The sequence below is a fragment of the Shewanella sp. Arc9-LZ genome (genome assembly GCF_010092445.1).
GTDB lineage: Bacteria > Pseudomonadota > Gammaproteobacteria > Enterobacterales > Shewanellaceae > Shewanella.
Map to the genome: position 1 here is coordinate 1,406,978 of NZ_CP048031.1, position 23,875 is coordinate 1,430,852.

The window sequence follows — 23,875 nt, forward strand, 5'->3', positions numbered from 1 at the left end:
TATTTACTGCCAGTGAAAGGGCGGGGATAAAGTGGTCGTCGTTGTGTTTGGTTAAATTTATGTTCAATTAACTATTTGTCTGCAAAATTAACTATTGGTCTGTAAAGTTAACATCTAACCGTTTTTGTTGTTGTGGAGATAGACTAAAATATTGTGAAATCAACTGCCTGATAAGTTTTGATTTTGCTATTCCTCCTTGCTGACTGAGTAATGCGAGCTGGCTTATTGCCGTTTCACTTAAGGTATAGGTACAACGTCTAAAAGGTTGCTGTTTACTTTTGTTGACCGATTTTATTGGCTCTACATGCTGTGGATATTTTCGTTGTAAAAAATCGATTATATTGTTTTGCTTACCTGCATCGCTTGTCATTAGCGTTTGCTTTTCCTCATGTTGAGGGCGGTCTTGGCCAGCAGCATATAAATCGGCTGCTGCAATAAAGTCATCAATTGATACTGCAATGTTATTGGTGCTTTTACATAACGAAGCGTTTTTCTTGAGATCGGCTAGTCCCATAATTTCCTCTCATCGTGGTCACGTTCGATGCAGTATTGCGCTGTTCAATGAGTTGCTTTGCATCAGTAATGTCGAGTAATTCACAGGCAATACTGCGCATTTCTTCTGCAGCTTTACCTTGGGGTTCTAACTCAAATACTGATAAGCCAGATTCTTCACTGTCGTCGTAAATATTGCGACTGTAGTTAACGGCATCTAATACATTAATGTCATAGGTACGACAGACATCTTTTGCTTCAGTAATTCTGCTTGCCTGGTTCGGTAAACTTGGGCATTGAGTGATCACAAATGATGCTTTCATTTTTGGGTTTATCATCAAACAAGTTGAGACGATATCGTCCATATGGCTGACGGTTTTTAAATCTCGTCGTTTTGGGCGCAATGGCATTAATACATAGGATGCAACTGACATGGTTGCTCTAAGCGCTAGATTATCTTGGCCACCACAATCGACAATAACATAGTCATAATGTTGCTCTAAGCTGAGCAAGTCATTACGAATTTTGCCATACAGTTGCACGCAGTTAATGGCCGGCAGTTTTGGGTTGTTGTTCCGAGCTTGGATCCAGTCTGATGTGGTTCTTTGCGGATCGCAGTCGACCATAATCACGCTGGCTTGAACTTCATTGGTTAGGAAGACTGCAATATTTTGCGCAAGGCAGCTTTTACCACTCCCCCCTTTTTCACCACCAACTAATATGATCATGGATATTGCCCTCTCAATATGACTAACTTACACCGTTAAATGTAATTGATACTACACTGTAATTATGGTTATAGATTTAGTCAATTAGCTGATTTTTGACGGTTTTTTATTAATGTCTTTGAGGCGATAATTTGACTGTTTTGACCATAAAGGCGGAAAATTGACAGCAAAGGTTTGCATCCGCCAATGTTAGTGAAAGGTTAAATTTAATAATGACTTGCAGCTGTTATGTGCAAATAACATCATTGTTTTATGAGGTGTTTTCAATGTATATAAAATATGAATACGTGTTTCATATGCATTAAATGACTATAAATCTATTTTGATATAGCTAATTGATATATTTTAGGGATGCAGCAAAACGAGTTATTTTAAGCTTAAATTTGATTCAATCGGTTATTTTACGCTAACCAGTGGTCTTATTATTGTCCGATATAGTCAGTTACAATCGCTTTTGAACTGAGCCTGGGGCGATTTTGAATCGAGGCGACGATTCATTCAGCATGAGTTTACTCAGGGTTGGTTGATTAATGAGTAGCTAACCTCTCATTAATTAACCCAGTATCAATTCATTGTGCATTTCACTCGTTGTACTTTTTTGATGGCCCGTAATGTCAATCGCGTGCATTGTCAGTTCACTTTGCTTAACTTAAAGCAGTTTTGATAAAGGCTTTGAACTGATAAAATAGTTAATGTAATCGGTATTACATTAACCTAATCGATAAACAAAGGCGTGGAGCCATAAGTGATGAATGAGCAGCAATTGTTAGAAGCGATTAATCAAACCATGCCATTTGGTAAATATGCTGGTCGTAAATTACTGCAGTTACCAGAACCTTACTTGGTTTGGTTTCACTCTAAAGGTTTTCCTGAAGGCAAACTTGGTGAGCAACTAGCATTAATGTATGAAGTGAAGCTCAATGGATTGGAAGAAATGCTACAACCTCTGTTAAAGCGGTGAAGCTAGGTAGTAAGCGATGAAGCTGGTAACAAGCGATGAAGCTGGTAACAAGCGATGAAGCTGGTAACAAGCGATGACAAGCGGTGACGAACGTAACAGCCTAGAGGCTAGCGCGGACTGCGTCCTGCTAGATCGCTACGCTGTTAAATAAAGCGGTCAAAGCGTTCGCTCGTTATCGTCCTAGCACCTAGGCTTTTAACGCTCGTTATCGCTTTTATAGCGTTCTCGCAGGACTAAGCCCGCCCTAGTAGCGAGTCTATTAACCGTTTTTTCATGTAAAAGCCGGTAAACGTTTGGCCACACTTTTGTTGATAGCTTGTTTGTTGCAAAACAAATCCCATAGCTTCAAACAACGGTTTAGATAAGTATGACGCATCAACACTGAGATAAGGATATGGTTGCTGAAGAGCCCAATGTTGTAAGTGTTTATAGAGTGCGCGGGCGATGCCTTGCTGCTGATAGTCGGGGTGAACGTATAAGCAGTCAATATACCCCTGGTGTTTAAAATGAGTTTCTAGACTAATAAAACCAGTGACCTGTTGGTTATCAAGTGCTAACCAGGCTTTATTTCGTTTGTATCGTAGTTGCCAAAATTTAGCCGAACGGGGCGCTGATGACCACGCATTGAGTTTTAAGGTCGGGTATCTTGGATGAATAATGCCTTGTACAGCCGTATGGTATAATTCACTTATTTGAGTTGCATAGGATGCAGAAAAATCAACGATTTGATGAGGTTGATTTATTGAGTTTTTCATAAAAAAGACCAATCGATAAGATTGGCCAATTATGTAAGTTTTTTACGATAAAACGTACTATTTTTTATTAATATTGCCAACAAACATGATTTTATCAAAGGTTCTGTTTAGGCTTGAGCTTTTAAAGTCGCTCATCCACATTTGTTCAGACACTTCTACCTTATCGCCTTTAGCCACTTCAGTTTGCGGACCCGCAGCCCAATATGTTTTGTCAGCTTCTTTTAGTTGAACGTAGGTATAACCGCCACCATTCATGGTGTCGAGTACTTCGCCTTGATGCAAAGCACCTTGTGCCCATACAGAAGAAACACCCATAGCCAAAGTGGCAGCGGCAGCAAATGCAATTAATTTAGCTTTCATGTATGTATTCCTATTTTGCCAAAAATGATAATTAATGAGGATTTTAATTCAACCTTTGAACTATTTAACCATCTCTGCTCATTATGGTCTGTGATCTACCGCGAATTATTGTCTTCTATCTGCTGTTAGGTGGTTTCTTTTAGGTATTGTCTTCTAAATATATGAAGTTGCCGTTTAATCGCGATGGCTAATGTAATGTACATTTGTAAACAGTTGTCCCGTAATGAGATGGCCATGTTGACTAACAAAATCGATGAAGGCTTCTGGCAGCGTTTGATTGCTCATCGGTTGCTGCCAGTGGGCATGCAATAACGCATCATAACCTTCCTTACCCGCTGCGGTATAAGAACTTGATACGCCAATATACAACTTATTAGATTCAAGAGTTTGCCATTGATCCTGCTTGTAGATATCAATTTGAGTGATCCGCTGGCCTTTAACTCGCTTACCATCATAGAAGTAGCGTAATCCATAGGGGTAGGGGAAACTGCCCGCACCTGTGCCGACAATACCATTATTGGTCGCGCTATTGATGGACGATTCTAAAGCTTCAATAATATGTTTACCCATAATTTGATACAAGGTTAGGGGTAATTCGAATGGCAAAATGCGGCCAATAACATCGGCAAGTGATAATTGCCCTTTATTGAGTGATTGCCTTACACCTCCCGCATTATGGAGTGCAAAATCGATATTTGGCTCAATATATTTAGCCGCTTTATACATGCTACGACTCACCCAAGGGGCTATTTCACTGCCATGAGGCAGCTGTTTGCTGGGCAACCTAGTGTGGACAAAGTTTCGAGGTATATGAGCCAGTATTTGGTTTTCTAGCGCATCTAATGATGGGCGGTATTGGCTGTGAATCACCTGATGAATAGCATCATCATGCTTAGCGTCTTTTATGCTTGGGTGATTGAACAACTGCTCGATTAAATCTGCGGCAATAGCACTATCGGCAGGCTGTCCGTCTTTAGTGCTGACATGAATATTGTCATCAAGCATAAAATAGTTATTACCGATAAGTTCGGTTACTTTGCCATTTGAATCAAAATTGATTTGAGCAATACCCAGCGTTTCTGCATATTTTCCGGCATGCAAAATAGGCGTTGAGTTTATGGTTTCTGCGTAAGGAATATCGCTTAAGCCAATGTTGCTCATATTACCTTGGAGAGTATGAGAATGTCCGCCGACAATTAGACTTATGCCGTCGACACAGGCAGCAAGTTCTTGGTCTTGGTCTAAACCTAGGTGGCTTAGTACAATAATATGATTAATGCCTTGCTGTTTCAGTTTTTGAACTGTTTTACGGGTAGTGTCGATAGCATTAACAAAGTGGGTATCGGGATCCGGCCTAGCAATTAAATGCATTTGATCTAAGGTAATACCAATAATAGCCATTTGAATATCGTGAAATGGCTTTATCAATACTTTTGCTGTCCCGGTACTGTCATCAAAGTCGTACAACATCGGGTGGCCGTATAATCGACCTGTTTTCTGCCTATCTTCTGCGCTTAAATCCATATTTCCGGCTAATACCGGAAAGTCGATACGGTTTAAAAAGGCCTGCACAGGGCTATTACCTGCATCGATTTCGTGATTACCCAACACCATGGCATCAGGTTTGAGTAAGTTAAGAAGGTGTGCATTGGCGGCACCTTGAAACTCTCTAAAATATAAAGTGCCCTGAAAGCTATCGCCGCCATGTAAAAATAGAAATGGAGTTTGCTCGGCTGCGGCTTGCTGCCTTGTTTGTTCAATTTGGTAACCTAAACGCGCATAGCCACCTGAATGGCCTTCAAGTGTATAAGTGCGTTGCTGGGCTGTCAGGCTAAACTGGACTGGACTAGGTTCGAAGTTAGAATGAGTGTCATTAATATGAGCTATAGATAAACGATAAATATGTGACATTTTTTTCCTCAATATAATGTCACCATCTTATACTAATTTAGCTAAACATGTCATCACTGCGCGTTGTTGTGATCTTTATATTGCAGCTCAAACAACGGAAATGATGGTACTAATTGGCTGGATATAGCCAATACAGTTTGTATTAAAAAATGCGACCAACAGAATGTTAATAATTGATTTTTTGATTATGTATCCGTGCGCAAGTGGCTTAATTAACCAAGTTAATTATCATCGTATATAACTAACCCTTTATTCTTGATTCGTCGTTGCCACAGCTTACGCGCCAGAGCTTGCATGTTGGGAGCTAAATCCTTTGAATCAACGATTTCTAAACCAATTAAGGTTTCGATGATATCTTCAATTGTCACTATCCCTTCACTTGAGCCATATTCATCAACTACTAATGCCATTTTAGCATTACGTTTTATCATTAATTGAAACAGTGGCAATACTCTTACGGAAGAGGGGACTACAAGTAACGTTTTTAAATGAGTACCAATTTCGGTATCTGGTGCTTGTCGAGACTGAAGGATAATGTCATTACGATTGACATAACCAATCACATTATCTCGGTCACCTTGGTAAATCGGAAAACGAGTAAACGGGCTCGACAAATATTGGTCGATAAATTGCGCATGAGTGATGTGAGTCGATAATTTAAATATTACCGTTCTGGGGGTCATGATGTCGCTGACGTGCATGTCTTTCATCGATAACATTTGGGTTAAAATTTGTGATTCTTGTTCACTTAACTCACCACTGTCTTTACCCATTTTACTCATCGCGCCGAGCTCTTGACGAATGTATTGACCGTTATTACCTTTGCCTAACAGATTGGTGACTTTTTGAGACATCCAAATTAAAGGCATGGTCATTTTTTCCATCCAGAATAGGCATACCGATACCGATGGCGCCAATTTACGCCAATGATTAGCCCCTAATGTTTTAGGTATGATTTCTGAGAGGAACAAAATTAAAAAAGTTAGAACAGCAGAGAATACCCCAAGCATTTGACTACCAAACACAATAGCCGCCTGTGCGCCAGCAATAGAAGCACCCATGGTATGTGAGATGGTATTTAGCGTTAGGATAGACACTAAAGGAGAGTCAATATTTTGCTTTTGCTTATCGAGCTGCGCAGCAATAAAGGGGTTAGTTTCTTTTAGGGTTGCGATATAACTTGGAGTGACAGATAAGAGAACTGCTTCAAAAATACTACACAAAAAGGAAATCAAAATAGCAAAAGAAACAATCAATAAAAGGGTTAACATAGTGTGAGTAAAAACTTCCTCGTAGAAGGCCATATAGCCTGCAGTAATACTAACATATCACTAGATGCAGATATACTGGCTAAAACGTGATGCTAACTGTATAATTCGCCGCCCTGTTACAGGTTTTGGTGTTTTGAGGTTAGGCGAATGAGTGTAAAGAAAATCAATTTATTAGATCTTGATCGTAAAGGACTACGGGCGTTGTTCAGTGAGATGGGCGAAAAACCGTTTCGTGCCGATCAGTTAATGAAGTGGGTTTATCACTTTGGTGTTACTGACTTTGAAGAAATGAACAACATAAACAAAGTGTTGCGTACCAAACTTGCAGCGAAGTGTGAAATTGTTGCGCCTGAAATTGCGAGTTTTCAAAAGTCGAATGATGGCACTATTAAATTTGCTATCAATGTTGGCCAAGGCCAAGAAGTTGAAACCGTATATATTCCTGAAGAAGACCGCGCGACCTTGTGTGTATCGTCACAAGTCGGCTGCGCTTTAGAATGTACCTTCTGCTCAACGGGCCAACAAGGTTTTAACCGTAATTTAACGGTATCTGAAATTATTGGCCAAGTTTGGCGTGTATCGCAATTTTTAGGTTTCCATAAAGACACTGGCGATCGACCAATTTCTAACGTAGTGATGATGGGGATGGGTGAGCCTTTGCTGAACCTTGCTAACGTGATCCCTGCGATGGATATTATGCTGGATGATTTTGGCTTTAGTTTATCTAAACGTCGAGTGACGTTATCAACCTCTGGTGTAGTACCTGCACTTGATAAATTAGGTGACGCCATTGATGTCGCATTAGCGGTAAGTATTCACGCACCAAATGATGAACTGCGCGATGTGTTGGTTCCAGTTAATAAAAAATATCCATTACAAGAATTTTTAGCGGGTATTCGTCGTTATTTAGAAAAGTCTAATGCAAATCGCGGCCGCGTGACGGTTGAATATGTCATGCTTGATCATATTAATGACAGCACAGACCAAGCGCATGAACTTGCGATTCTAATGAAAGATACTCCATGTAAGATTAACTTAATTCCGTTTAACCCGTACCCTGGTTCTCCTTACGGTCGTTCATCTAACTCACGCATAGATCGTTTTTCTAAAGTGTTGATGGAACACGGCCTAACTGTGATTGTTCGTAAAACTCGTGGTGATGATATTGATGCTGCTTGTGGCCAACTAGCTGGCGATATTCGTGATAGAACAAAGCGTTTAGCAAAAAAACAAATGCAACAGAATCAGATTTCAGTCACAATGGAATAACTCGTTGTTTGCATAGATAATAGGCTTATAAATGAAGCACGGAATGCAAAAGGTTGTTCTGATTACTTTAGTGGCTTTGTCCGTCACTGCTTGTGTTACTGAGCGTACTTACAGTGGTACTGATACCCCTGTAGCAGAGCGTCGGTTTGATAAGCAGGGGGCCGCTAGAGAACGAATGCAACTTGGGTTAACTTATCTAAATCGTGGAAATAGTGAACAAGCCAAGTACAATTTAAATAAAGCTGTTGAATATGCACCGAATATCAGTGAAGTTCATATGGCAATGGCTTATTATTATCAAACAGTTGGTGATATAGAGCGAACAGAAGAGTCATATAAAAAAGCCATTAGCTTGAGTGATGTTACTGGTGATGCACGGAATAACTTTGGGGTGTTTTTGTGTCAGCAAAATAATTTTGTTGAGTCTGAGAAAATGTTTCTTGCGGCGATTGAAACACCTAAATATACCCGTACCGCATCGAGTTATGAAAACTTAGGCGTATGCAGCCGTAAAGCCGGTGATAAAGAAAAAGCGCGACAGTATTTTAATATGGCGTTAAAGTATGATCAAAGACGTAAAGTAACGTTATTAGAATTAACCGAGTTAGCCATGGAAGATGCTGACTACGGCAATGCGCGCGAACAACTCGCAAGATACCATCGAGTTGCTAGCGAATCAGCAGAAAGTTTAGCCTTAGGGATTAAGATTGAGCGGGCGGCGAATGATATAGAAGCCGTAAAACGATTTGGCATTTTACTTATTGCTAAGTTTCCTGCATCTCCACAAGCCAAAAATTATAGAGCTAACTTGAATTAATGACTAAAGAATTCGAAGTAGAACAAGACGTAGAAGAAACGTCATTGTTAAAGGATGTTGTTACTGCTGGCGCCATTTTAAAAGCGGCTCGCGAAGCAAAGGGACTCTCAATTGAGACCGTAGCAACCCAATTGCATTTACGTCCCAAGATTATCAATGATCTTGAAAATGACATTTTTGTTAATATTGCCTCCACCACATATGTTAGAGGTTATATTAAAAATTATGCCCGTGTTGTGAGTGCTGACATTAACCAAATTCAACAATGCTTAAGCCATCAGTTGCCTGAAATTGTTGCGCCTGCAATGCAAAGTTTTTCACGTAAAACGACTCATCAAGCTCGTAATAGTCGTCTTAATTTAGTGACTTATCTTATCGTTGCCGTATTGATTGCCATGTTAGTGTTGTGGTGGGTACAGAAATCATCGTTACTAACCAATGTTGATTTATCGCAGCCTACCGTTGAAGAGATTGCTGCTGAAAGCAACATGCCTGAACCGCAACAGATCATTCGAAGTGGCTCAGTGCAATCTACTGCTAATGATGTAGGTAACGAAGGCAATGATAGTGCAACAGATTCGGCTAACAAGGCAGCAATAGAAGCCGAAGATAAGCTGATTCAAACGGCACAAGATGCAGCCAGTACTGCACAACAATTAGCGGCTAGCAGCAGTGTTACAACTGCTAGTACTGAATCTTCATCAACAACCGACACCAGTTTAGCCAGTGGCGAAAGTGTGTTAACCATTGAGCTTACCGGTGATTGCTGGGTTAACGTGACTGATGCAAACGGCAAAGTGATGGTTGATGGCGTGAAGAATTCGGCACAACGAATTGAAGTTCGTGGAATAAAACCTTTTAAAGTGATTCTGGGTGCTCCTCAAGTAGCCAGCATCAGCCTCGATGGCAATAATGTCAGTTTAGCTGAGTTTGCCAACGGTCGAGTTGCAAGATTAACCCTGCCTAAAGCGTCATAATGCTTTAGCAACAGCAGTAGAGCATATTTGCATGTATAACGAATCCCCAATTATTCGCAGACCATCAACACGTATCTATGTGGGCAATGTCCCTATTGGTGATGGTGCACCGATTGCTGTTCAATCGATGACGAATACTAAAACTACCGATGTTGCGGCCACCGTGGCGCAAATTCTAGCATTAGAAAAAGTGGGCGCTGATATTGTACGTATTTCAGTACCGACAATGGATGATGCTGAAGCCTTTAAAATTATCAAACAGTCTGTCAATGTGCCATTAGTGGCCGATATTCATTTCGATTATCGTATCGCGCTTAAAGTGGCCGAATACGGTGCAGATTGCCTGCGTATTAACCCAGGTAATATTGGTAATGAAGAACGCATTCGCAGTGTGGTTGAGTGCGCCCGCGATAAAAACATTCCCATCCGTATCGGAGTGAATGGTGGCTCGCTTGAAAAAGACTTAATGGACAAATATCGTGAACCAACGCCTGAAGCATTATTTGAATCAGCGATGCGTCATGTGGATATTTTGGACCGTTTGAATTTTGATCAATTTAAAGTCAGCGTTAAAGCGTCAGATGTATTCCTGGCTGTCGCATCATACCGTCTGCTGGCTAAACAAATTCGTCAACCGTTACATTTAGGTATTACCGAAGCCGGTGGGATGCGTGCGGGTTCAGTTAAATCAGCTGTCGGTTTAGGCATGTTATTAGCTGAAGGCATTGGTGATACTTTACGTATTTCGTTAGCGGCCGATCCGGTTGAAGAAATTAAAGTTGGTTTTGATATTTTAAAGTCGCTACGTATTCGTAGCCGTGGCATTAACTTTATTGCTTGTCCTTCTTGTTCGCGCCAAGAGTTTGATGTGATTAGTACCGTCAATGAACTCGAACGTCGTCTTGAGGACATTACCACTGCAATGGATGTGTCTATTATTGGTTGCGTAGTCAACGGTCCAGGTGAAGCGTTAGTGGCTGATATCGGCTTAACTGGCGGCCATGCTAAGAGCGGTTATTATGATGACGGAGTGCGTCAAAAAGAGCGCTTTGACAATAAAAATATTGTCGATGGTTTAGAAGCAAAAATCCGCGCTAAAGCCAGCATGATGGCTAATCGCATCGCGATAATCGATAAAACTGAATAATCTTAATCCTGTGCATGGCAACCAAGAGTTGCCGATGTTGAGGGTATATTTACATTTTATTAGCGCAAGCTAATCAAGAAGTGGACACGTTAACAGTGGCAAAGCAAATCCAAGCTATTCGTGGAATGAATGATATTCTGCCTACTCAAAGTCCTTTATGGCAAAAAGTCGAAGCTGTATTGCGCTCATCAGTTAGTGCATTTGGATACAGTGAAATTCGTACTCCTATTGTAGAAAGTACCGATCTTTTTAAACGCTCTATTGGTGAAGTGACCGATATTGTTGAAAAGGAAATGTACACCTTTGAAGATCGTAACAGTGACAGCTTAACCTTACGCCCTGAAGGCACAGCCTCAACAGTGCGTGCGGGTAACGAACATGGTCTGCTTTACAATCAAGAACAACGTTTATGGTATATGGGACCCATGTTTCGCCATGAGCGCCCGCAAAAAGGTCGTTACCGTCAATTCCACCAGTTTGGCGTTGAAGTTTACGGCATTGCTAGCGCCGATATTGATGCTGAAGTATTAATGTTATCTGCCCGTTTATGGGACTTGTTAGGCATTAAAGAACACGTGGCACTTGAGCTTAATACTTTAGGCGATCCGGCTGAACGTGCAGCTTACCGTGATGCCTTAATTGCATTCTTAGAGCAGCACAAAGACAAGTTAGATGAAGATAGTCAACGTCGCATGTATTCCAATCCATTGCGAGTGCTAGACAGTAAAGATCAGCAAGTGCAGGCTCTTTTAGCTGATGCTCCCGCATTGATGGACTATCTTGGTGAAGAGACCAAGACACATTTTTCAACTTTATGTGAACTCTTAGACGCTGTTGGTATCCAATACACCATTAATCCGCGTTTAGTCCGTGGTTTAGATTATTATAACCGCACTGTATTTGAATGGGTTACCACTAGCCTGGGCTCTCAAGGTACAGTATTGGCGGGTGGGCGCTATGACGGCTTAGTCGGCCAACTTGGTGGTAAAGATACCCCAGCTGTTGGTTTTGCAATGGGCCTTGAGCGTATTGTACTATTGCTTGAAACACTTGAGTTAACCAGTGATATTGCCCCAGAAGTTGACGTTTATGTCACTGCAATGGGTGAAAATTGCGTCGTTGAAGCCATTAAAGTGGCTCAAGAGTTGCGTCAACAGTTACCAACACTTAAAGTCATGAGCCATTGCGGTGGTGGCAACTTTAAAAAGCAAATGAAACGTGCCGATAAAAGTGGTGCTCAGTTTGCGTTAATTATTGGTGAAAACGAAATGGCTAATAGCCAAGTCGCTATTAAACCGCTAAGAACAAACGATGAACAACAATTGGTTACGCGTAGTGAACTCGTAGCTAAAATTGCAGAACTGATTTAAGAACAGATTTTAAAGGGGAAGTGCAAGTGGAAATTTATAGCACAGAAGAACAACAAGTAGATGCTATCAAGCAGTTCTGGAAAGATTATGGTACCTCAATTATTGTGGGTGCCGTAGTAGGCCTTGGCGGTCTATATGGTTGGAACGAATATTCAGACATGAAAGTGACGGCGGCTGAAGAAGCTTCAGAGTCGTTTCAGTCTATCGTGACACAGTCGGCTAACCCTGCTGCGTTATTGGTTCAGGCAGAAAGCTTTGCATCAGAACATGATCAGCAAGGTTATCAAGCATTGCTTGAATTGATGGTAGCAAAGTCAGCGGTTGAAGCGGGTGATTTAGCTAAAGCTGAAGCCTCATTTACTAAGATAATTGCTGCCCAACCAGGTTCTGGTTTGGGTATGGTAGCGATGATTCGTTTAGCACGTATTCAAGCAGAACAAAACAATATAGGCATGGCGTTAGCGACGTTAGATCAAGTGACTGATAAAGCATTTGCTTCACAACGTGAAGAATTGAAAGGCGACTTTTTAGTGCGTCAAGGTGATTTGGATAAAGCCAAATCAGCTTATCAAACAGCAGTGGATAATGGTGGCGCATTAGCCAGTCCAGCGCTGACCATGAAATTAGACAATCTAAACAAGGCATAAGGAATTTAGCCGATGAAGTCGTGGTGTAAAAATCTACTTGCCGTTGGGTTAAGTGTTGCTCTTATGTCTGCTTGTTCTTCAAGTGATGTTGAAGAAGAGCCAGTGAGTGAATTAGTTGATATACAAGCAACCGTGTTTCCTGAGATTACTTGGGATACCAGTGTCGGCGACGGTGTAGGGGATTATTACTCTCAACTTCGTCCTACTGTTCGTTACGGCAAGGTGTTTGTCGCCGATCGTAGCGGTATTGTGGTTGCCTTTGATGAAACAACCGGTGATGAGCTTTGGAAAAAAGACTTCAATGATGTCTTTGAAGATAAGCTTGAAACCAAAACCAAGGGTATTCTTTTAGCTGCAGGTGTTACCGCTGCACGTAATAAAGTGTTTGTTGGTGGCGAAACCGGTTTATTGGTTGCGCTTGACGAAGCAACGGGTGACGTTGTGTGGTCTGCGCAAGCAAATGGCGAGTTATTATCGGCACCAACAGTGGCAGAAGATGTTGTCGCGGTAAATACCAGTAAAGGCGCATTTGAAGCATTTGATATCGATAACGGTAAAAAGTTATGGACCTATGAAATGCAACTGCCAAATCTTACCTTAAGAGGTACAGGTTCTGCTGCGTATGAAGCGGGCGGTTTCTTTTTGGGAACAGCTGACGGTAAAGTCGCAGTTGTCGTTAAAAGTAATGGCCAAGCTGCTTGGGAACAAGCCGTTTTTAGTCCAACCGGTGCAAATGAGTTTACCCGGATGGCTGATATTGATATGACGCCATTAATACTGGGCGAAAATCTGTATGTTGCTAGTTACAATGGTAACTTAGTCTCTATGGAACTTCGTAGCGGTCGCGTAGTTTGGTCGCGTAAATATTCAAGCTTTAATGATTTAGCCGCTGCAGGTATTAGCCTGTATTTGGTCGATGATCATAGCCGTATTTACTCTGTCGATCGCCGTAATGGTTTAGAGTTATGGAGCACTTCAGTCCTTAAAAACCGTGAGTTAACAGCCCCTGCAGTAATTGATAATTATATTGTTGTCGGTGACTTTGAAGGTTACTTGCATTTTATTGACCGTAACAGCGGCGATATAGTTGGCCGAGTTCAAGTTGATAGTGATGGATTATATGCCCAACCTTTAGTGGTGGGTGACAAAATCTATGTTCAAGGCCGTAGCGGCAAAGTCGCGATTGTTACGTTGAACAAAGAAGAGCAAATGAATGTTGAGGAAGATACTGAAACTGATGCGGAATAAGTCATAGCACTATTTTTGCGTTAATTAAGGTATAATGTCCTTACTAGAGCCCCTGGAAGCGTTCCGGGGGCTTTTTATTGAAAAGTTTTTTAGAGGCAAAATCATGATCCCTGTTGTGGCCCTTGTAGGGCGACCGAATGTCGGCAAATCGACATTATTTAACCGTCTTACTCGTACTCGTGATGCGTTAGTCGCTGATTTCCCAGGTTTAACACGTGACCGTAAGTACGGCCGTGCATTTTTAGCTGGCTACGAGTTTATCGTTGTTGATACTGGCGGTATTGATGGCAGCGAAGAAGGGATCGAAACCAAAATGGCTGAACAGTCATTGGCCGCGATTGAAGAAGCTGACGTCGTATTATTTATGACCGATGCTCGTGCTGGTATGACCGCTGCCGATTTAGCGATTGCTCAGCATTTACGTAGCCGTGATAAAGTCACTTTTGTGGTTGCCAACAAAGTTGATGGTATTGATGCCGATTCAGCTTGTGGTGAATTTTGGTCTCTAGGTTTAGGTGAAGTCTATCAAATGGCTGCCGCGCAAGGTCGTGGTGTAACCAACATGATTGACTACGCACTAACGCCTTATGCCGAAGCTATGGGTATTGTTCGCGAACTCGACGAAGAAGGCGAGCAAGTTGAACGTGAATATACTGAAGAAGAAGCGGAAGCAGAACAAGAACGCCTACAAAACTTACCGATTAAGCTCGCCATTATTGGTAAGCCTAACGTGGGTAAATCAACACTGATTAACCGTATCCTCGGCGAAGAACGTGTCGTCGTTTATGACGAGCCAGGTACCACTCGTGACAGTATTTACATTCCAATGTCACGCGAAGGTAGAGAGTACGTGTTAATTGATACTGCTGGTGTTCGACGTCGCAGTAAAGTAAATGAAGTTATCGAGAAATTCTCGGTAATTAAAACCTTGAAAGCGGTTGAAGATGCTAACGTAGTATTATTAGTTATCGATGCACGCGAAGGTATTGCAGAGCAAGATCTTGGTTTATTAGGTTTTACCTTAAACGCAGGCCGTGCATTGGTGATTGCGATAAACAAGTGGGACGGTATTGATCAAAAAGTCAAAGACCGTGTTAAAAGCGAACTTGATCGCCGTTTAGGCTTTATCGATTTTGCTCGTATTCACTTTATTTCGGCATTACATGGCACTGGCGTTGGTCATTTATATGAGTCAATTGAAGAAGCCTACGACAGTGCGACACGTCGCGTAAGTACATCAATGCTAACGCGCGTTATGCAAATGTCGCAAGATGATCACCAACCACCATTGGTGAATGGTCGTCGTGTGAAGCTTAAATATGCTCACGCTGGCGGTTATAATCCACCAATCGTGGTTATTCATGGTAACCAAGTTAAGAAACTACCTGATTCGTATAAGCGCTATATGATGAACTATTTCCGTCGTTCATTAAAAGTAGTCGGTACGCCAATTCAGTTACGTTTTCATGAAGGTTCTAACCCGTTTGAAGGTAGAACTGAGAAGTTGACCGTGGGTCAAGAGCGTCGTCGTAAGCGTGCAATGAGCCACATTCGCGATCGTACTAAGTAACCTCGTTGTTATTTAAGTTACTTATTACTCAAAAAGCCTGACTTGTTCAGGCTTTTTTGTAGGTGTTTACCGTCTATTAGAATTGGTATTAAAGATTGGGTGAACTAGGATGCAGCAAAAAATTACCGGTTATCATTTGGATGAAGAACATCATTGGGTGGCAGAATTAGGTTGCGGCCATTTTCAACATGTTCGGCATAATCCACCTTGGACTGTTCGCCCTTGGGTAATAACAGTAGAAGGTCGGCAACAGCAATTAGGGATGATCCTTATTTGTAAAAAATGCGATGTCGCGGCACTGCCAGATAGTCTTGGCTAGATTACGTTTGCTTAGCTCAAGACGTTAAATCTGAAGTGGTTCGACAAAACCATAAATAAACGGCGATGTAAGCACATATAATACTGTCCATTACCATTGATAGCCAAAAGCCATCGACAAAAGATTGATTGGCATTGCTCAATACTAGGCTAATAAAAAATAGCTTTTCAATTAGCGCAATGCAAAACAGTGGTTGTATCCAAGTTGAACGGACCATCGCAATAAAAAAACTGCATCCAACCATTAATACCATAAATCCCCAATGCTGAATAAATATTGTGTCACTGGAGTGATAGGTTAACTGGTTAAGGTTTTCGACAGCCCACTGTGGGAATAAAGTATAAAGTCCGCCCAATGAAGTTCCTAAACCTGCAAGGAATAACGCCATTTGTCGGGTATTGTGCAGAAAATGAGTCATGTGTGAGTTCGTTCAAAGTTATTTTATCGCCATAGTGTCATGTTTTAGATTCTTTTTCGATTATTGTTATCCATAAGTGATTGTTAAGATTCCGGCGTGATAATGGCCCCATCATCGCAATCCTACCGAGGTTTATATGCAAACACAGACAACTTATCCATTATTCCATCGTCTTATTCATTGGGGGTTGGCCTTGACCATGATGGTGATGTTATTAACCGTATTACTAAGGCTTGGGTGGATGGAAAAAAACCATATGGCCGCCATAATTCACCAAGGCTTAGCGAAATTAGATGTCATTATTACCGATAAACAAGCGGTGAGCATTGCTAAAAGTATTCGTGGCGTTATGTTCCAGTGGCATATTTATTTTGGCTATGCGGTAGGCGTATTTGTTTTTGCTCGGTTTGTTTATATGGCTAAATTTGGTCTGCATTATCCGTCGCCTTTTTCGCGCCAAGCTACGACAAAGCAAAAGTTTCAGGCATGGGTGTATTGGGTATTTTATGCTGGCATAGCGTTCTCTGTAATAACAGGTTTGTTACTCAAGTTTGGTCCAGAGGCAATAGAAGAACAGGCTGAAACAATTCATAAGTTGGCACTGTGGTATTTCATCCCTTTTATAAGTTTACATTTAGCAGGGATTTTAGTGGCCGAGTCTGGTAACGATAAAGGCATCGTGTCGAAAATGATTGGAGGCTAATGTTATTTTCTTTTTTTTTAATGGCATAAATTGTCTTTACGATATCTTTACAATGCTTAAGTGAATCTTAAGATTGGTGGACTATGTTGTTTGCAATATGTTTATTAGGTGAAAATATGATGTCAATTGGGTTATTTGGTCATTTTCGTAACATTAAGTTTATAGCGTTAAGTTTAGCGATAGGGTTAGGTGTTAATGCCCAAGCTCAAGCTGCTCCGTCATTAGAACATGATGTGTTAGATCAACAAGGTGCAAGTGTCAGTCTGCAACAATTTGCTGGCAAAGTGGTTTATGTCGATTTTTGGGCGTCTTGGTGTGCTCCATGCCGTAAATCATTTCCGTGGATGAATGCCATCCAGGCTAAATATCAACAACAAGGTTTAGAGGTAGTCGCAATTAACCTTGATGTTGATACCGCATTAGCCCATGAGTTTTTGAGCAAACTGCCGGCAAAATTTAATCTTCGTTTTGACCCTGAAGGTGATATTGCCCAAGCCTTTGAGTTACAAGGTATGCCAAGTAGCTTTTTGTTCAATCGTAAAGGTGAATTAGTGCAAACTCACATGGGTTTTTTTACCGAAAACATTCCCGCCTATGAACAAGAAATCCAAATGTTGTTACAGGAGTAAATTGATGACAAAAGCATTTTATCAACCCTTTGCCAAAGCTGTGGTGGCATTAGCCATTGTCAGTAGTTTGGTTGGCTGTTCGAACTTAGGTGTACAACCTTGGGAAAAAGATCAATTAGCTCGTGCTGATATGGCGTTGAACAGCGAAAAACTTGATCTCGCGTTAGATGACCATATTTATTTTAGTAAAGAAGGTACTAGTGGTGGTCGCTCATTAGCGGGCGGAGGTTGTGGATGCAACTAACATCTAAGCAAAGTATTGCCAGTGCGTTGGCATTAGCAAGCTGTAGTTTATTAAGCCAACAGGCCAGTGCAGCAGAACCGATTCCTGCCAATGATGATTGGAAGGTCGATGCTGCCATTATGTATTATGGCGAGCAAGACCGTGTTCAAGCTGCAGAAGCGATTGGTAATGTACAAAAAGCCTTTGGTGACAGTTCGTTATTGGACCTTAAAATTGTGGTCGACAGTTTAACCGGTGCATCAGCTTCTGGTGCAGTGGCACAAAGTGACAGTCAAACTTTCACGCGTCCGTCAGGTGATGGCCAATATACTGTCAGTGCTGGCGAAACACCGCTGGATGATACCTTTCATGATACTCGTGTTCAGCTTAGCGCTAACTGGCAAGAAGTGCTTAATCAAGATTGGACCGGTAACGTAGGTGTGTACGGTTCAAAAGAGTTTGATTATCTTTCGATGGGCATTAACGCGGGTCTTGAACGTAGTTTTAATAAAAATAACACTACGTTGTCGTTATCGGGGGCATTTACCAATGATGTGGTTGACCCTGTTGGCGGTCGTCCTGTGGCAATGTCAGAAATGGTGTTTCGTGGCGATTATGCCAGTGATGCCGATTATCAAGCAGCCTTTGATCAAACGCGTTTAGCGGGTGATGATACTAAACAAACCAGTGATATCATGTTTGGTGTGACTCAGATTATTAATCGTAATTGGTTGATGCAAGCTAACTATGGTTTATCAAGTGTGTCAGGTTACATGACCGACCCGTATAAGATCCTTAGTGAGGTCGATGTTAACGGTCAAACACAAGCTTACCGTTACGAAAATCGTCCAGACTCACGCCTTAAGCACAGTGTGTTTTTACTCACCAAAGGTGCATTGGATTCTGGCGTAGTCGATTTTTCATATCGCTATAGTACTGATGATTGGGATATTCAATCGCATACTTTAGAAACGCATTACCGATATAATTTCAGTCCAACTATGTACGCACAATTGCACTTACGTTATTACCAGCAGCAAGCCGCTGAGTTTTATCAACCATTCTTGATGAGTGGCGATGCAATACCTGAGTATGCCAGCGCCGATTATCGCATTGGTGATATGACGGCTTACACCATAGGACTTAAATTTGGCCAGCGTTTATCGGGTGGCCATGAATTAAGTTATCGTATTGAGTATTATCAGCAAAATCCTGAAAATAATGGTACTGAGATACCTGGTCAGCTACAAAACTACGATTTATTCCCAGCGGTGAAAGCGATAGTAGCTCAAGTGAGTTATTCGTTTTAAGATGAATGTATCATCAATAAACAGAGTAGTTTAACTTGCTTGAACCACTAACAACAATGTCAAAAGCCCCAAAAGTGATGAGCTTACAGCCTCGTCCTTGGGGCTTTTTAGGTTCATTTAATGCTATGGCTAGCCCATGTGAATTATTAATGGCAGTTGATGACGAGTATATTGCGAGGCAAATGCTGACTATTGCTTATGACGAAGCAAAGCGTATAGAACATAAATTCAGCCGTTTTATTGAAGCTAACGTGGTGTGGCAGTTAAATCATGCCCAAGGTGAAACGACCCCAATTGATGCCGAGACAGTGCATTTATTGCAATTTGCTCAACAATGTTTTCAATTAAGTGAATCAGCATTTGATATCAGTGCCTGTCCATTAATGGCGTTATGGCGTTTTGATGGTAACCATCGTGTGCCGTTACAAACGGATATTGATGCCGCTTTGCTTAAGGTGGGTTTTGATCGCATTGCATTGACGGATAAGACCGTCTGTATGCCTGCAGACATGAGTGTCGACTTTGGCGGTATCGGTAAGGAATATGCGGTGGATCGCACTGCACAAATATTAGCGAGTCGTTGGCCAAAGCAATCGGTATTAGTCAACTTTGGTGGTGATATTGCTTGCCCGATCACCAAAAGCGATGGCTGGCAGGTGGGGATTGAAAACCCTCATAAGCTTGATAACGCTGCGGCACTGTTAACCATTCGCCAGGGGGCGTTAGCCACTAGCGGCACTACTCGGCGCTATATAGAGGTGGACGGTAAACGTTATGGGCATATTATTAATCCTAAAAAGGGTTACCCTGTAGAGCAAGCGCCATTATCGGTCACTGTGCTGGCGCCCAATTGTGTTATGGCAGGAATGTTGGCCACAATGTCGATGCTAAAAGGAGCTGATGCTGAAGGTTTTTTACAGCAACAAGGTGTCGATTTTAAGGTGTTTCGTTAATGAATAAGGGTACTGAATGCGGGTGTTATTAGTAGAAGATAATAAGTTGTTAGCACAAGGCATCGTAATGAGCTTAGCTAAATCAGGTATTCAGGTCGATCATTTAGCATCATATAATCAAGCCCAAATCGCCTTAGGAAATGAAGATTTTAGCGCCATTATTCTCGATTTAAGTTTACCCGACGGCAATGGTGCAGACTTATTAAAACAGTGGCGTAAAAATGGTATCTCATTACCTATTATTGTATTAACAGCCAACACTGATTTCGACACCCGCTTAATGTGTTTAGATATTGGTGCCGATGATTATTTAAGTAAGCCTTTTGATGTGAGGGAATTAATTGCTAGGCTTAAGGCGATTATTCGACGCCAACATGGCCTAGATAATAACCAATTTAGCTATGGTGCTCTCAACATCGACTTTGCCCGTTGTGAAGTGCATTTTCGCGATGTGTTAGTGTCGCTTTCACGCCGTGAATATCAATTGTTACTCGAATTTGCTCAATCAGCAGGTCGCGTATTAACCCGTAATCAACTTGAACAGCTAACTTATGGCTGGGATGAAGTGGGCAGCAACTCGATTGAAGTGCATATTCATCATCTACGTAAAAAAACGGCCACTGAGCTGATCAAAACCGTGCGCGGTATAGGCTATATTTTAACTGAAACGGTATAGCTTTATTATGAGCTAGATAGGGTAGATGAAGTAAATGCTGGGCAGCCAAACAGCGACTTAATTACACTTAATACAATAAGGATATTATGTTTTCATTACGATTATTATTAAGTTTGATTATGCTGGTGGGGATTGTTCTTACGGTAACTTTTTCGAGCATACTCAGTACGCGTGATGCTATGCATGAAGTCGAAGAATTGTTTGATGCGCAGATGGTGCAAACCGCCAAAATGTTGGAACAGTTTTATGTCGAACATTTAACAGAAGCTCAACTGGCACAATTGCTCCAGCAGCCAAGTTTGTTCCATGTTGCGGATTCAAAAATAGAAACCTTTGCTGATCAATCTAATCCTGTCACCTTGTCTTATGAGCATAAATTATCATTTCAATTACTGTCCCGCTCGGGGCAGTTACTCGCGTATTCTGATAGTTCTGGCGAGCAACAACTAACCAATTTCATCCAAGGCTATGACACTCGTAGCATCGATAATGAGTTATGGCATGTGTACAGCTTTTTCTCATCGTCGCATCAGGTATGGATTGTAACCGCACAGCGTGATGATGTTCGACGAGAGATCGTGTCATTAATTATCAGCAACACTTGGCGCTCGCCGTTAATCATTACTCCCATTATGATGTTTTTCATGTTGTTGTTAACTTATTACTTATTTAAACCGGTTAAGTTATTAGAACGTCATTTAGATAACCGCTCAGCCCAAGACCTAACTCCTATCAATTTCACTTTACCGAAGGAGTTAGCATCAACGCAAAAAGCCCTTAACGGCTTCTTGCTGCGCATTAGCGAGACGATGATCCGTGAACGTCGTTTTAGTGCCGATGCCGCCCATGAACTTAAAACGCCATTAGCGATTATTAAGTTACACAGCGATGGCTTAAGCGATGTATTGTCTAGCCAAATGCCACAAATTCAGCAGGCAACGTTGCCATATATAGAAGCCATAGGCGAGGGTGTAAACCGCATTAGCCATACAGTGGAGCAGCTGTTGTTGTTATCACGAGTGGATGCGATAGAGGCGTTAAATAAAACCGATTGTAAGCTACAAGATATTATTGAGAATGTGATAAATCAGCTAGTACACGTCATTGCCGATTACGAGTGGTATATCGTTGTTCCTAAAGATATGAACATTAATGCCGATCCGTTTTACATCGAATTAGTACTGAAAAATATTATCGAAAATGCCTGTAAATACAGTCCTAAAGAATCCTTAATAACCATTAAGGTTACTCAGGACGAGCAACAGACAAAAATTTATGTGCTTGATCAAGGCCGGGGTATGTCAGATGAGGAAATCAGCTTAGCCAAAAACCGCTTTTATCGTGTTGATGAAAACGCTTCACATGGTGCGGGTTTAGGCTTATCAATTTGTCAGCATATTATCAGTTTACATCATGGTGAATTGACTTTTAGCCGAGTAGAACCTCATGGCTTAAATGTCTGTATTGTATTACCCCATGCTCAGGTTTAGCGTGAATACTGGCAATTTTATTGATTTTATATAGACAAAAAACAACATGAGAGACAAGACCTACTCATGTTGTTTTTTGTTGTAGTTCGCGGCTTTTTTTTACTGTTTACTGTCTTTCTCTTGACGGTTTTTCTCTTGAAGGCCCGGTGTCTCTCGATTGGCTTGCACGGCGTGATGATGCATTATCACGTTGCTGACTCATTGATCGCGAAGCTTGCTGAGGCGTGGATCGAGTTGTTTCGCGAACTTGCTGCTTTTGTGGTTCACTCCTGCGTATTTGTTTCACTTGCTGTTGTGGATTGCGCATCGCGTTAACTTGCGGCTGGCGCGATGTTTCAACTCGAGTGTTACGTTGAGCTTGTTGTAATTCTTGATTGCGCGGCTTGCTTGTTATGTTCGCCACTGGTTTTGTCTCATACTTAGGCTTAGTTTGGGCCACATCGCGTTGGCGACTGTAGTTTGACTTCATCGGCTCACCTTTGCGCTCAAATGATTTTACTTGTGCTGCTGGTTGACGTTGCTGGCTTAACTCGCGTTTTAGCTGGCTACTTTTGTGCTCAATCGGCTCATTGCGGCCTACACTTCTTAACGTTGATTTGTCACTACGCTTATCCTGCTTGCTGCTATGGTTTATGTCTTTACGCTGATCATTCACCTTGGTGGAATAATGACGAGGTTCATTGGCTTGCTGGCGTTTGGCTTCGCGTGAATAACTTACCTGCTTGTTACGTTTCTCATAATGGCCATTATAACGTTTGCTGATCACTTGGCTGTGGTAAGCCACACCTTTGCGATGCTTAGGTTTATGTTGCCAATGTTGGGCACCATGGCTGTAGCTTATTTTTCGTGGTGTGTAGTAACGGTAGTTTTGACGTACTGGTACCGCAATTACACGGCGATCATGCCAATGAAAACCACTAAAAAAGAAGTTAAAGCTAATACGTACTCCGCTATCCCAGTAAATAGCACTGTGGTTAGGGCGATAATGTACATAAGCAGGTGCATTCCAATAAACCGGTGGATAACGATTCCAGCGCCAGTTGCCATAAACGATACGGCTGTCGTAATAAGGCACGTAAACAATTTCTGGGCGAACTGATTCAATAATAATCCGGCGCTCAACCCGCGACACTTTTACTTGCTCAAGGTCGGCTAAGTTGTTGGCTTCATCAGCTTGTTGTCTTAATGATTGAATGGTGTCTAGCATGCGGCCTTCATCTTGCAAAAAGGCATCGCCTACGCTTTGAGTCCACGCTAAATCATCATTTAAACGCTGCAATACATTGGGAAATGCTACCAATGCTTTCACGCTTGGGTCCCAGTCTTGCGACTCTACCTCGGTCATAATTTGGTTGGTGTCGCGGTTACCTTGGTTTGATAACCAGCGTTTGGCTTGGACAATTTCTAATGGGTACGTTGACGCAATTAATATGTGGGTTAATAAACTGTCTGGATATAGCGCTATTGGCGCGAGCATTTGTGCCAACTCAGCATCACTCACCACATCATCTTCTGCTGTATAAGTGTATGAATTAGTTGGTTGCGCCGCGTGTACATTGGTTAATGGCATACAGACCAAGGCTAAGGCGAGCAATGCCTTAGCGGGTACGTGAATGGCTTTTTTCATGTTA

25 protein-coding genes are annotated in these 23,875 nt (G+C 41.7%); 17 read left to right on the forward strand and 8 right to left on the reverse strand.

Going from position 1 to position 23,875, the window contains the following annotated elements; genetic code table 11:
* Positions 1–91: 91 nt before the first annotated feature.
* Both GUY17_RS06055 and GUY17_RS06060 read right to left on the reverse strand, forming a co-directional pair.
* Entirely contained in the window at positions 92–514 is a 423-nt protein-coding gene (locus GUY17_RS06055; RefSeq protein WP_162022601.1) for a hypothetical protein, read from the reverse strand.
* Complete coding sequence (locus GUY17_RS06060; RefSeq protein WP_162022602.1) at positions 474–1,220, reverse strand: AAA family ATPase; 747 nt, start codon at positions 1,218–1,220, stop codon at positions 474–476. Before GUY17_RS06060 ends, GUY17_RS06055 begins: the two co-directional genes overlap by 41 nt.
* Before the next feature lie 748 nt (positions 1,221–1,968).
* Here GUY17_RS06060 and GUY17_RS06065 point away from each other — a divergent pair.
* Complete coding sequence (locus GUY17_RS06065; RefSeq protein ID WP_041413444.1) at positions 1,969–2,181, forward strand: DUF3820 family protein; 213 nt, start codon at positions 1,969–1,971, stop codon at positions 2,179–2,181.
* Positions 2,182–2,414: 233 nt separating this feature from the next.
* On the opposite strand, the gene GUY17_RS06070 is transcribed toward GUY17_RS06065, so the two are convergent.
* The 4 genes from GUY17_RS06070 to GUY17_RS06085 all read right to left on the reverse strand — a co-directional run bounded on the left by GUY17_RS06070 (position 2,415) and on the right by GUY17_RS06085 (position 6,478).
* Positions 2,415–2,936, reverse strand: a complete 522-nt coding sequence (locus GUY17_RS06070) for a GNAT family N-acetyltransferase (protein WP_162022603.1) — start codon at positions 2,934–2,936, stop codon at positions 2,415–2,417.
* A 57-nt stretch (positions 2,937–2,993) separates the two neighbouring features.
* Complete coding sequence (locus tag GUY17_RS06075) at positions 2,994–3,296, reverse strand: hypothetical protein (protein WP_059747853.1); 303 nt, start codon at positions 3,294–3,296, stop codon at positions 2,994–2,996.
* Between the two features lie 174 nt (positions 3,297–3,470).
* On the reverse strand, positions 3,471–5,207 hold the full coding sequence (locus GUY17_RS06080) for a bifunctional UDP-sugar hydrolase/5'-nucleotidase (protein WP_101085525.1): 1,737 nt from the start codon (positions 5,205–5,207) through the stop codon (positions 3,471–3,473).
* A 221-nt stretch (positions 5,208–5,428) separates the two neighbouring features.
* Positions 5,429–6,478 carry a CNNM domain-containing protein gene (locus tag GUY17_RS06085; RefSeq protein ID WP_162024297.1) on the reverse strand — a complete coding sequence of 350 codons (1,050 nt, stop codon included), beginning with the start codon at positions 6,476–6,478 and terminating at the stop codon, positions 5,429–5,431.
* 147 nt (positions 6,479–6,625) lie between these two features.
* Between GUY17_RS06085 and GUY17_RS06090 the strand changes: the two genes are divergently transcribed.
* The 9 genes from GUY17_RS06090 to GUY17_RS06130 all read left to right on the forward strand — a co-directional run bounded on the left by GUY17_RS06090 (position 6,626) and on the right by GUY17_RS06130 (position 15,842).
* Positions 6,626–7,747: a bifunctional tRNA (adenosine(37)-C2)-methyltransferase TrmG/ribosomal RNA large subunit methyltransferase RlmN gene (locus tag GUY17_RS06090; RefSeq protein WP_011636587.1), complete on the forward strand. Its 1,122-nt coding sequence runs from the start codon at positions 6,626–6,628 to the stop codon at positions 7,745–7,747.
* 31 nt (positions 7,748–7,778) lie between these two features.
* Positions 7,779–8,564, forward strand: coding sequence for a type IV pilus biogenesis/stability protein PilW (gene pilW, locus GUY17_RS06095; protein WP_101085522.1), 786 nt, complete (start codon positions 7,779–7,781; stop codon positions 8,562–8,564).
* Complete coding sequence (locus tag GUY17_RS06100) at positions 8,564–9,541, forward strand: RodZ domain-containing protein (protein WP_101085520.1); 978 nt, start codon at positions 8,564–8,566, stop codon at positions 9,539–9,541. The genes pilW and GUY17_RS06100 overlap by 1 nt, the downstream gene beginning before the upstream one ends.
* Positions 9,542–9,572: 31 nt before the next feature.
* Positions 9,573–10,688 (forward strand): flavodoxin-dependent (E)-4-hydroxy-3-methylbut-2-enyl-diphosphate synthase, encoded by a 1,116-nt coding sequence (gene ispG, locus GUY17_RS06105; protein WP_101085518.1) that lies wholly within the window; start codon positions 9,573–9,575, stop codon positions 10,686–10,688.
* 95 nt (positions 10,689–10,783) lie between these two features.
* Positions 10,784–12,058 (forward strand): histidine--tRNA ligase, encoded by a 1,275-nt coding sequence (gene hisS / locus GUY17_RS06110; RefSeq protein WP_162022604.1) that lies wholly within the window; start codon positions 10,784–10,786, stop codon positions 12,056–12,058.
* Positions 12,059–12,084: 26 nt separating this feature from the next.
* Positions 12,085–12,705, forward strand: coding sequence for a tetratricopeptide repeat protein (locus GUY17_RS06115; protein ID WP_162022605.1), 621 nt, complete (start codon positions 12,085–12,087; stop codon positions 12,703–12,705).
* 12 nt (positions 12,706–12,717) lie between these two features.
* A complete protein-coding gene (gene bamB, locus GUY17_RS06120) occupies positions 12,718–13,953 on the forward strand; it encodes an outer membrane protein assembly factor BamB (RefSeq protein WP_101085512.1) in 1,236 nt (411 codons plus the stop codon).
* A gap of 103 nt (positions 13,954–14,056) precedes the next feature.
* Complete coding sequence (gene der, locus GUY17_RS06125) at positions 14,057–15,523, forward strand: ribosome biogenesis GTPase Der (protein WP_101085510.1); 1,467 nt, start codon at positions 14,057–14,059, stop codon at positions 15,521–15,523.
* Between the two features lie 109 nt (positions 15,524–15,632).
* Complete coding sequence (locus tag GUY17_RS06130) at positions 15,633–15,842, forward strand: DUF3565 domain-containing protein (RefSeq protein ID WP_162022606.1); 210 nt, start codon at positions 15,633–15,635, stop codon at positions 15,840–15,842.
* A 16-nt stretch (positions 15,843–15,858) separates the two neighbouring features.
* Here GUY17_RS06130 and GUY17_RS06135 read toward each other — a convergent pair whose 3' ends face one another.
* Positions 15,859–16,260 (reverse strand): hypothetical protein, encoded by a 402-nt coding sequence (locus tag GUY17_RS06135; protein ID WP_162022607.1) that lies wholly within the window; start codon positions 16,258–16,260, stop codon positions 15,859–15,861.
* Positions 16,261–16,396: 136 nt separating this feature from the next.
* Here GUY17_RS06135 and GUY17_RS06140 point away from each other — a divergent pair, with 136 nt between their 5' ends.
* The 7 genes from GUY17_RS06140 (at position 16,397) to GUY17_RS06170 (ending at position 22,244) form a co-directional block, all read left to right on the forward strand.
* On the forward strand, positions 16,397–16,963 hold the full coding sequence (locus GUY17_RS06140) for a cytochrome b/b6 domain-containing protein (RefSeq protein WP_101085505.1): 567 nt from the start codon (positions 16,397–16,399) through the stop codon (positions 16,961–16,963).
* Between the two features lie 116 nt (positions 16,964–17,079).
* Positions 17,080–17,592 carry a TlpA disulfide reductase family protein gene (locus GUY17_RS06145; RefSeq protein ID WP_254439872.1) on the forward strand — a complete coding sequence of 171 codons (513 nt, stop codon included), beginning with the start codon at positions 17,080–17,082 and terminating at the stop codon, positions 17,590–17,592.
* A gap of 4 nt (positions 17,593–17,596) precedes the next feature.
* Positions 17,597–17,836, forward strand: a complete 240-nt coding sequence (locus tag GUY17_RS06150) for a DUF4266 domain-containing protein (protein ID WP_162022608.1) — start codon at positions 17,597–17,599, stop codon at positions 17,834–17,836.
* Positions 17,827–19,125 carry a DUF3570 domain-containing protein gene (locus tag GUY17_RS06155; RefSeq protein WP_162022609.1) on the forward strand — a complete coding sequence of 433 codons (1,299 nt, stop codon included), beginning with the start codon at positions 17,827–17,829 and terminating at the stop codon, positions 19,123–19,125. Before GUY17_RS06150 ends, GUY17_RS06155 begins: the two co-directional genes overlap by 10 nt.
* 56 nt (positions 19,126–19,181) lie before the next feature.
* Complete coding sequence (locus tag GUY17_RS06160; protein WP_162022610.1) at positions 19,182–20,078, forward strand: FAD:protein FMN transferase; 897 nt, start codon at positions 19,182–19,184, stop codon at positions 20,076–20,078.
* Between the two features lie 16 nt (positions 20,079–20,094).
* Positions 20,095–20,754, forward strand: coding sequence for a response regulator transcription factor (locus GUY17_RS06165; RefSeq protein WP_162022611.1), 660 nt, complete (start codon positions 20,095–20,097; stop codon positions 20,752–20,754).
* Between the two features lie 86 nt (positions 20,755–20,840).
* Complete coding sequence (locus GUY17_RS06170; protein ID WP_162022612.1) at positions 20,841–22,244, forward strand: ATP-binding protein; 1,404 nt, start codon at positions 20,841–20,843, stop codon at positions 22,242–22,244.
* A gap of 106 nt (positions 22,245–22,350) precedes the next feature.
* On the opposite strand, the gene GUY17_RS06175 is transcribed toward GUY17_RS06170, so the two are convergent.
* The gene (locus GUY17_RS06175) at positions 22,351–23,871 is read right to left on the reverse strand and encodes a DUF3300 domain-containing protein (protein WP_162022613.1); all 1,521 of its coding nucleotides are present in this window, start codon (positions 23,869–23,871) and stop codon (positions 22,351–22,353) included.
* Between the last annotated feature and the right edge of the window lie 4 nt (positions 23,872–23,875).

Coding starts and splice junctions, on each gene's coding strand:
- GUY17_RS06055 (WP_162022601.1), bottom strand. CDS start 514: ATGGGACTAGCCGATCTCAAGAAAAACGCTTCGTTATGTAAAAGCACC.
- GUY17_RS06060 (WP_162022602.1), bottom strand. CDS start 1,220: ATGATCATATTAGTTGGTGGTGAAAAAGGGGGGAGTGGTAAAAGCTGC.
- GUY17_RS06065 (WP_041413444.1), top strand. CDS start 1,969: ATGAATGAGCAGCAATTGTTAGAAGCGATTAATCAAACCATGCCATTT.
- GUY17_RS06070 (WP_162022603.1), bottom strand. CDS start 2,936: ATGAAAAACTCAATAAATCAACCTCATCAAATCGTTGATTTTTCTGCA.
- GUY17_RS06075 (WP_059747853.1), bottom strand. CDS start 3,296: ATGAAAGCTAAATTAATTGCATTTGCTGCCGCTGCCACTTTGGCTATG.
- GUY17_RS06080 (WP_101085525.1), bottom strand. CDS start 5,207: ATGTCACATATTTATCGTTTATCTATAGCTCATATTAATGACACTCAT.
- GUY17_RS06085 (WP_162024297.1), bottom strand. CDS start 6,478: ATGTTAACCCTTTTATTGATTGTTTCTTTTGCTATTTTGATTTCCTTT.
- GUY17_RS06090 (WP_011636587.1), top strand. CDS start 6,626: ATGAGTGTAAAGAAAATCAATTTATTAGATCTTGATCGTAAAGGACTA.
- pilW (WP_101085522.1), top strand. CDS start 7,779: ATGAAGCACGGAATGCAAAAGGTTGTTCTGATTACTTTAGTGGCTTTG.
- GUY17_RS06100 (WP_101085520.1), top strand. CDS start 8,564: ATGACTAAAGAATTCGAAGTAGAACAAGACGTAGAAGAAACGTCATTG.
- ispG (WP_101085518.1), top strand. CDS start 9,573: ATGTATAACGAATCCCCAATTATTCGCAGACCATCAACACGTATCTAT.
- bamB (WP_101085512.1), top strand. CDS start 12,718: ATGAAGTCGTGGTGTAAAAATCTACTTGCCGTTGGGTTAAGTGTTGCT.
- der (WP_101085510.1), top strand. CDS start 14,057: ATGATCCCTGTTGTGGCCCTTGTAGGGCGACCGAATGTCGGCAAATCG.
- GUY17_RS06130 (WP_162022606.1), top strand. CDS start 15,633: ATGCAGCAAAAAATTACCGGTTATCATTTGGATGAAGAACATCATTGG.
- GUY17_RS06135 (WP_162022607.1), bottom strand. CDS start 16,260: ATGACTCATTTTCTGCACAATACCCGACAAATGGCGTTATTCCTTGCA.
- GUY17_RS06140 (WP_101085505.1), top strand. CDS start 16,397: ATGCAAACACAGACAACTTATCCATTATTCCATCGTCTTATTCATTGG.
- GUY17_RS06145 (WP_254439872.1), top strand. CDS start 17,080: ATGATGTCAATTGGGTTATTTGGTCATTTTCGTAACATTAAGTTTATA.
- GUY17_RS06150 (WP_162022608.1), top strand. CDS start 17,597: ATGACAAAAGCATTTTATCAACCCTTTGCCAAAGCTGTGGTGGCATTA.
- GUY17_RS06155 (WP_162022609.1), top strand. CDS start 17,827: ATGCAACTAACATCTAAGCAAAGTATTGCCAGTGCGTTGGCATTAGCA.
- GUY17_RS06160 (WP_162022610.1), top strand. CDS start 19,182: ATGTCAAAAGCCCCAAAAGTGATGAGCTTACAGCCTCGTCCTTGGGGC.
- GUY17_RS06165 (WP_162022611.1), top strand. CDS start 20,095: ATGCGGGTGTTATTAGTAGAAGATAATAAGTTGTTAGCACAAGGCATC.
- GUY17_RS06170 (WP_162022612.1), top strand. CDS start 20,841: ATGTTTTCATTACGATTATTATTAAGTTTGATTATGCTGGTGGGGATT.
- GUY17_RS06175 (WP_162022613.1), bottom strand. CDS start 23,871: ATGAAAAAAGCCATTCACGTACCCGCTAAGGCATTGCTCGCCTTAGCC.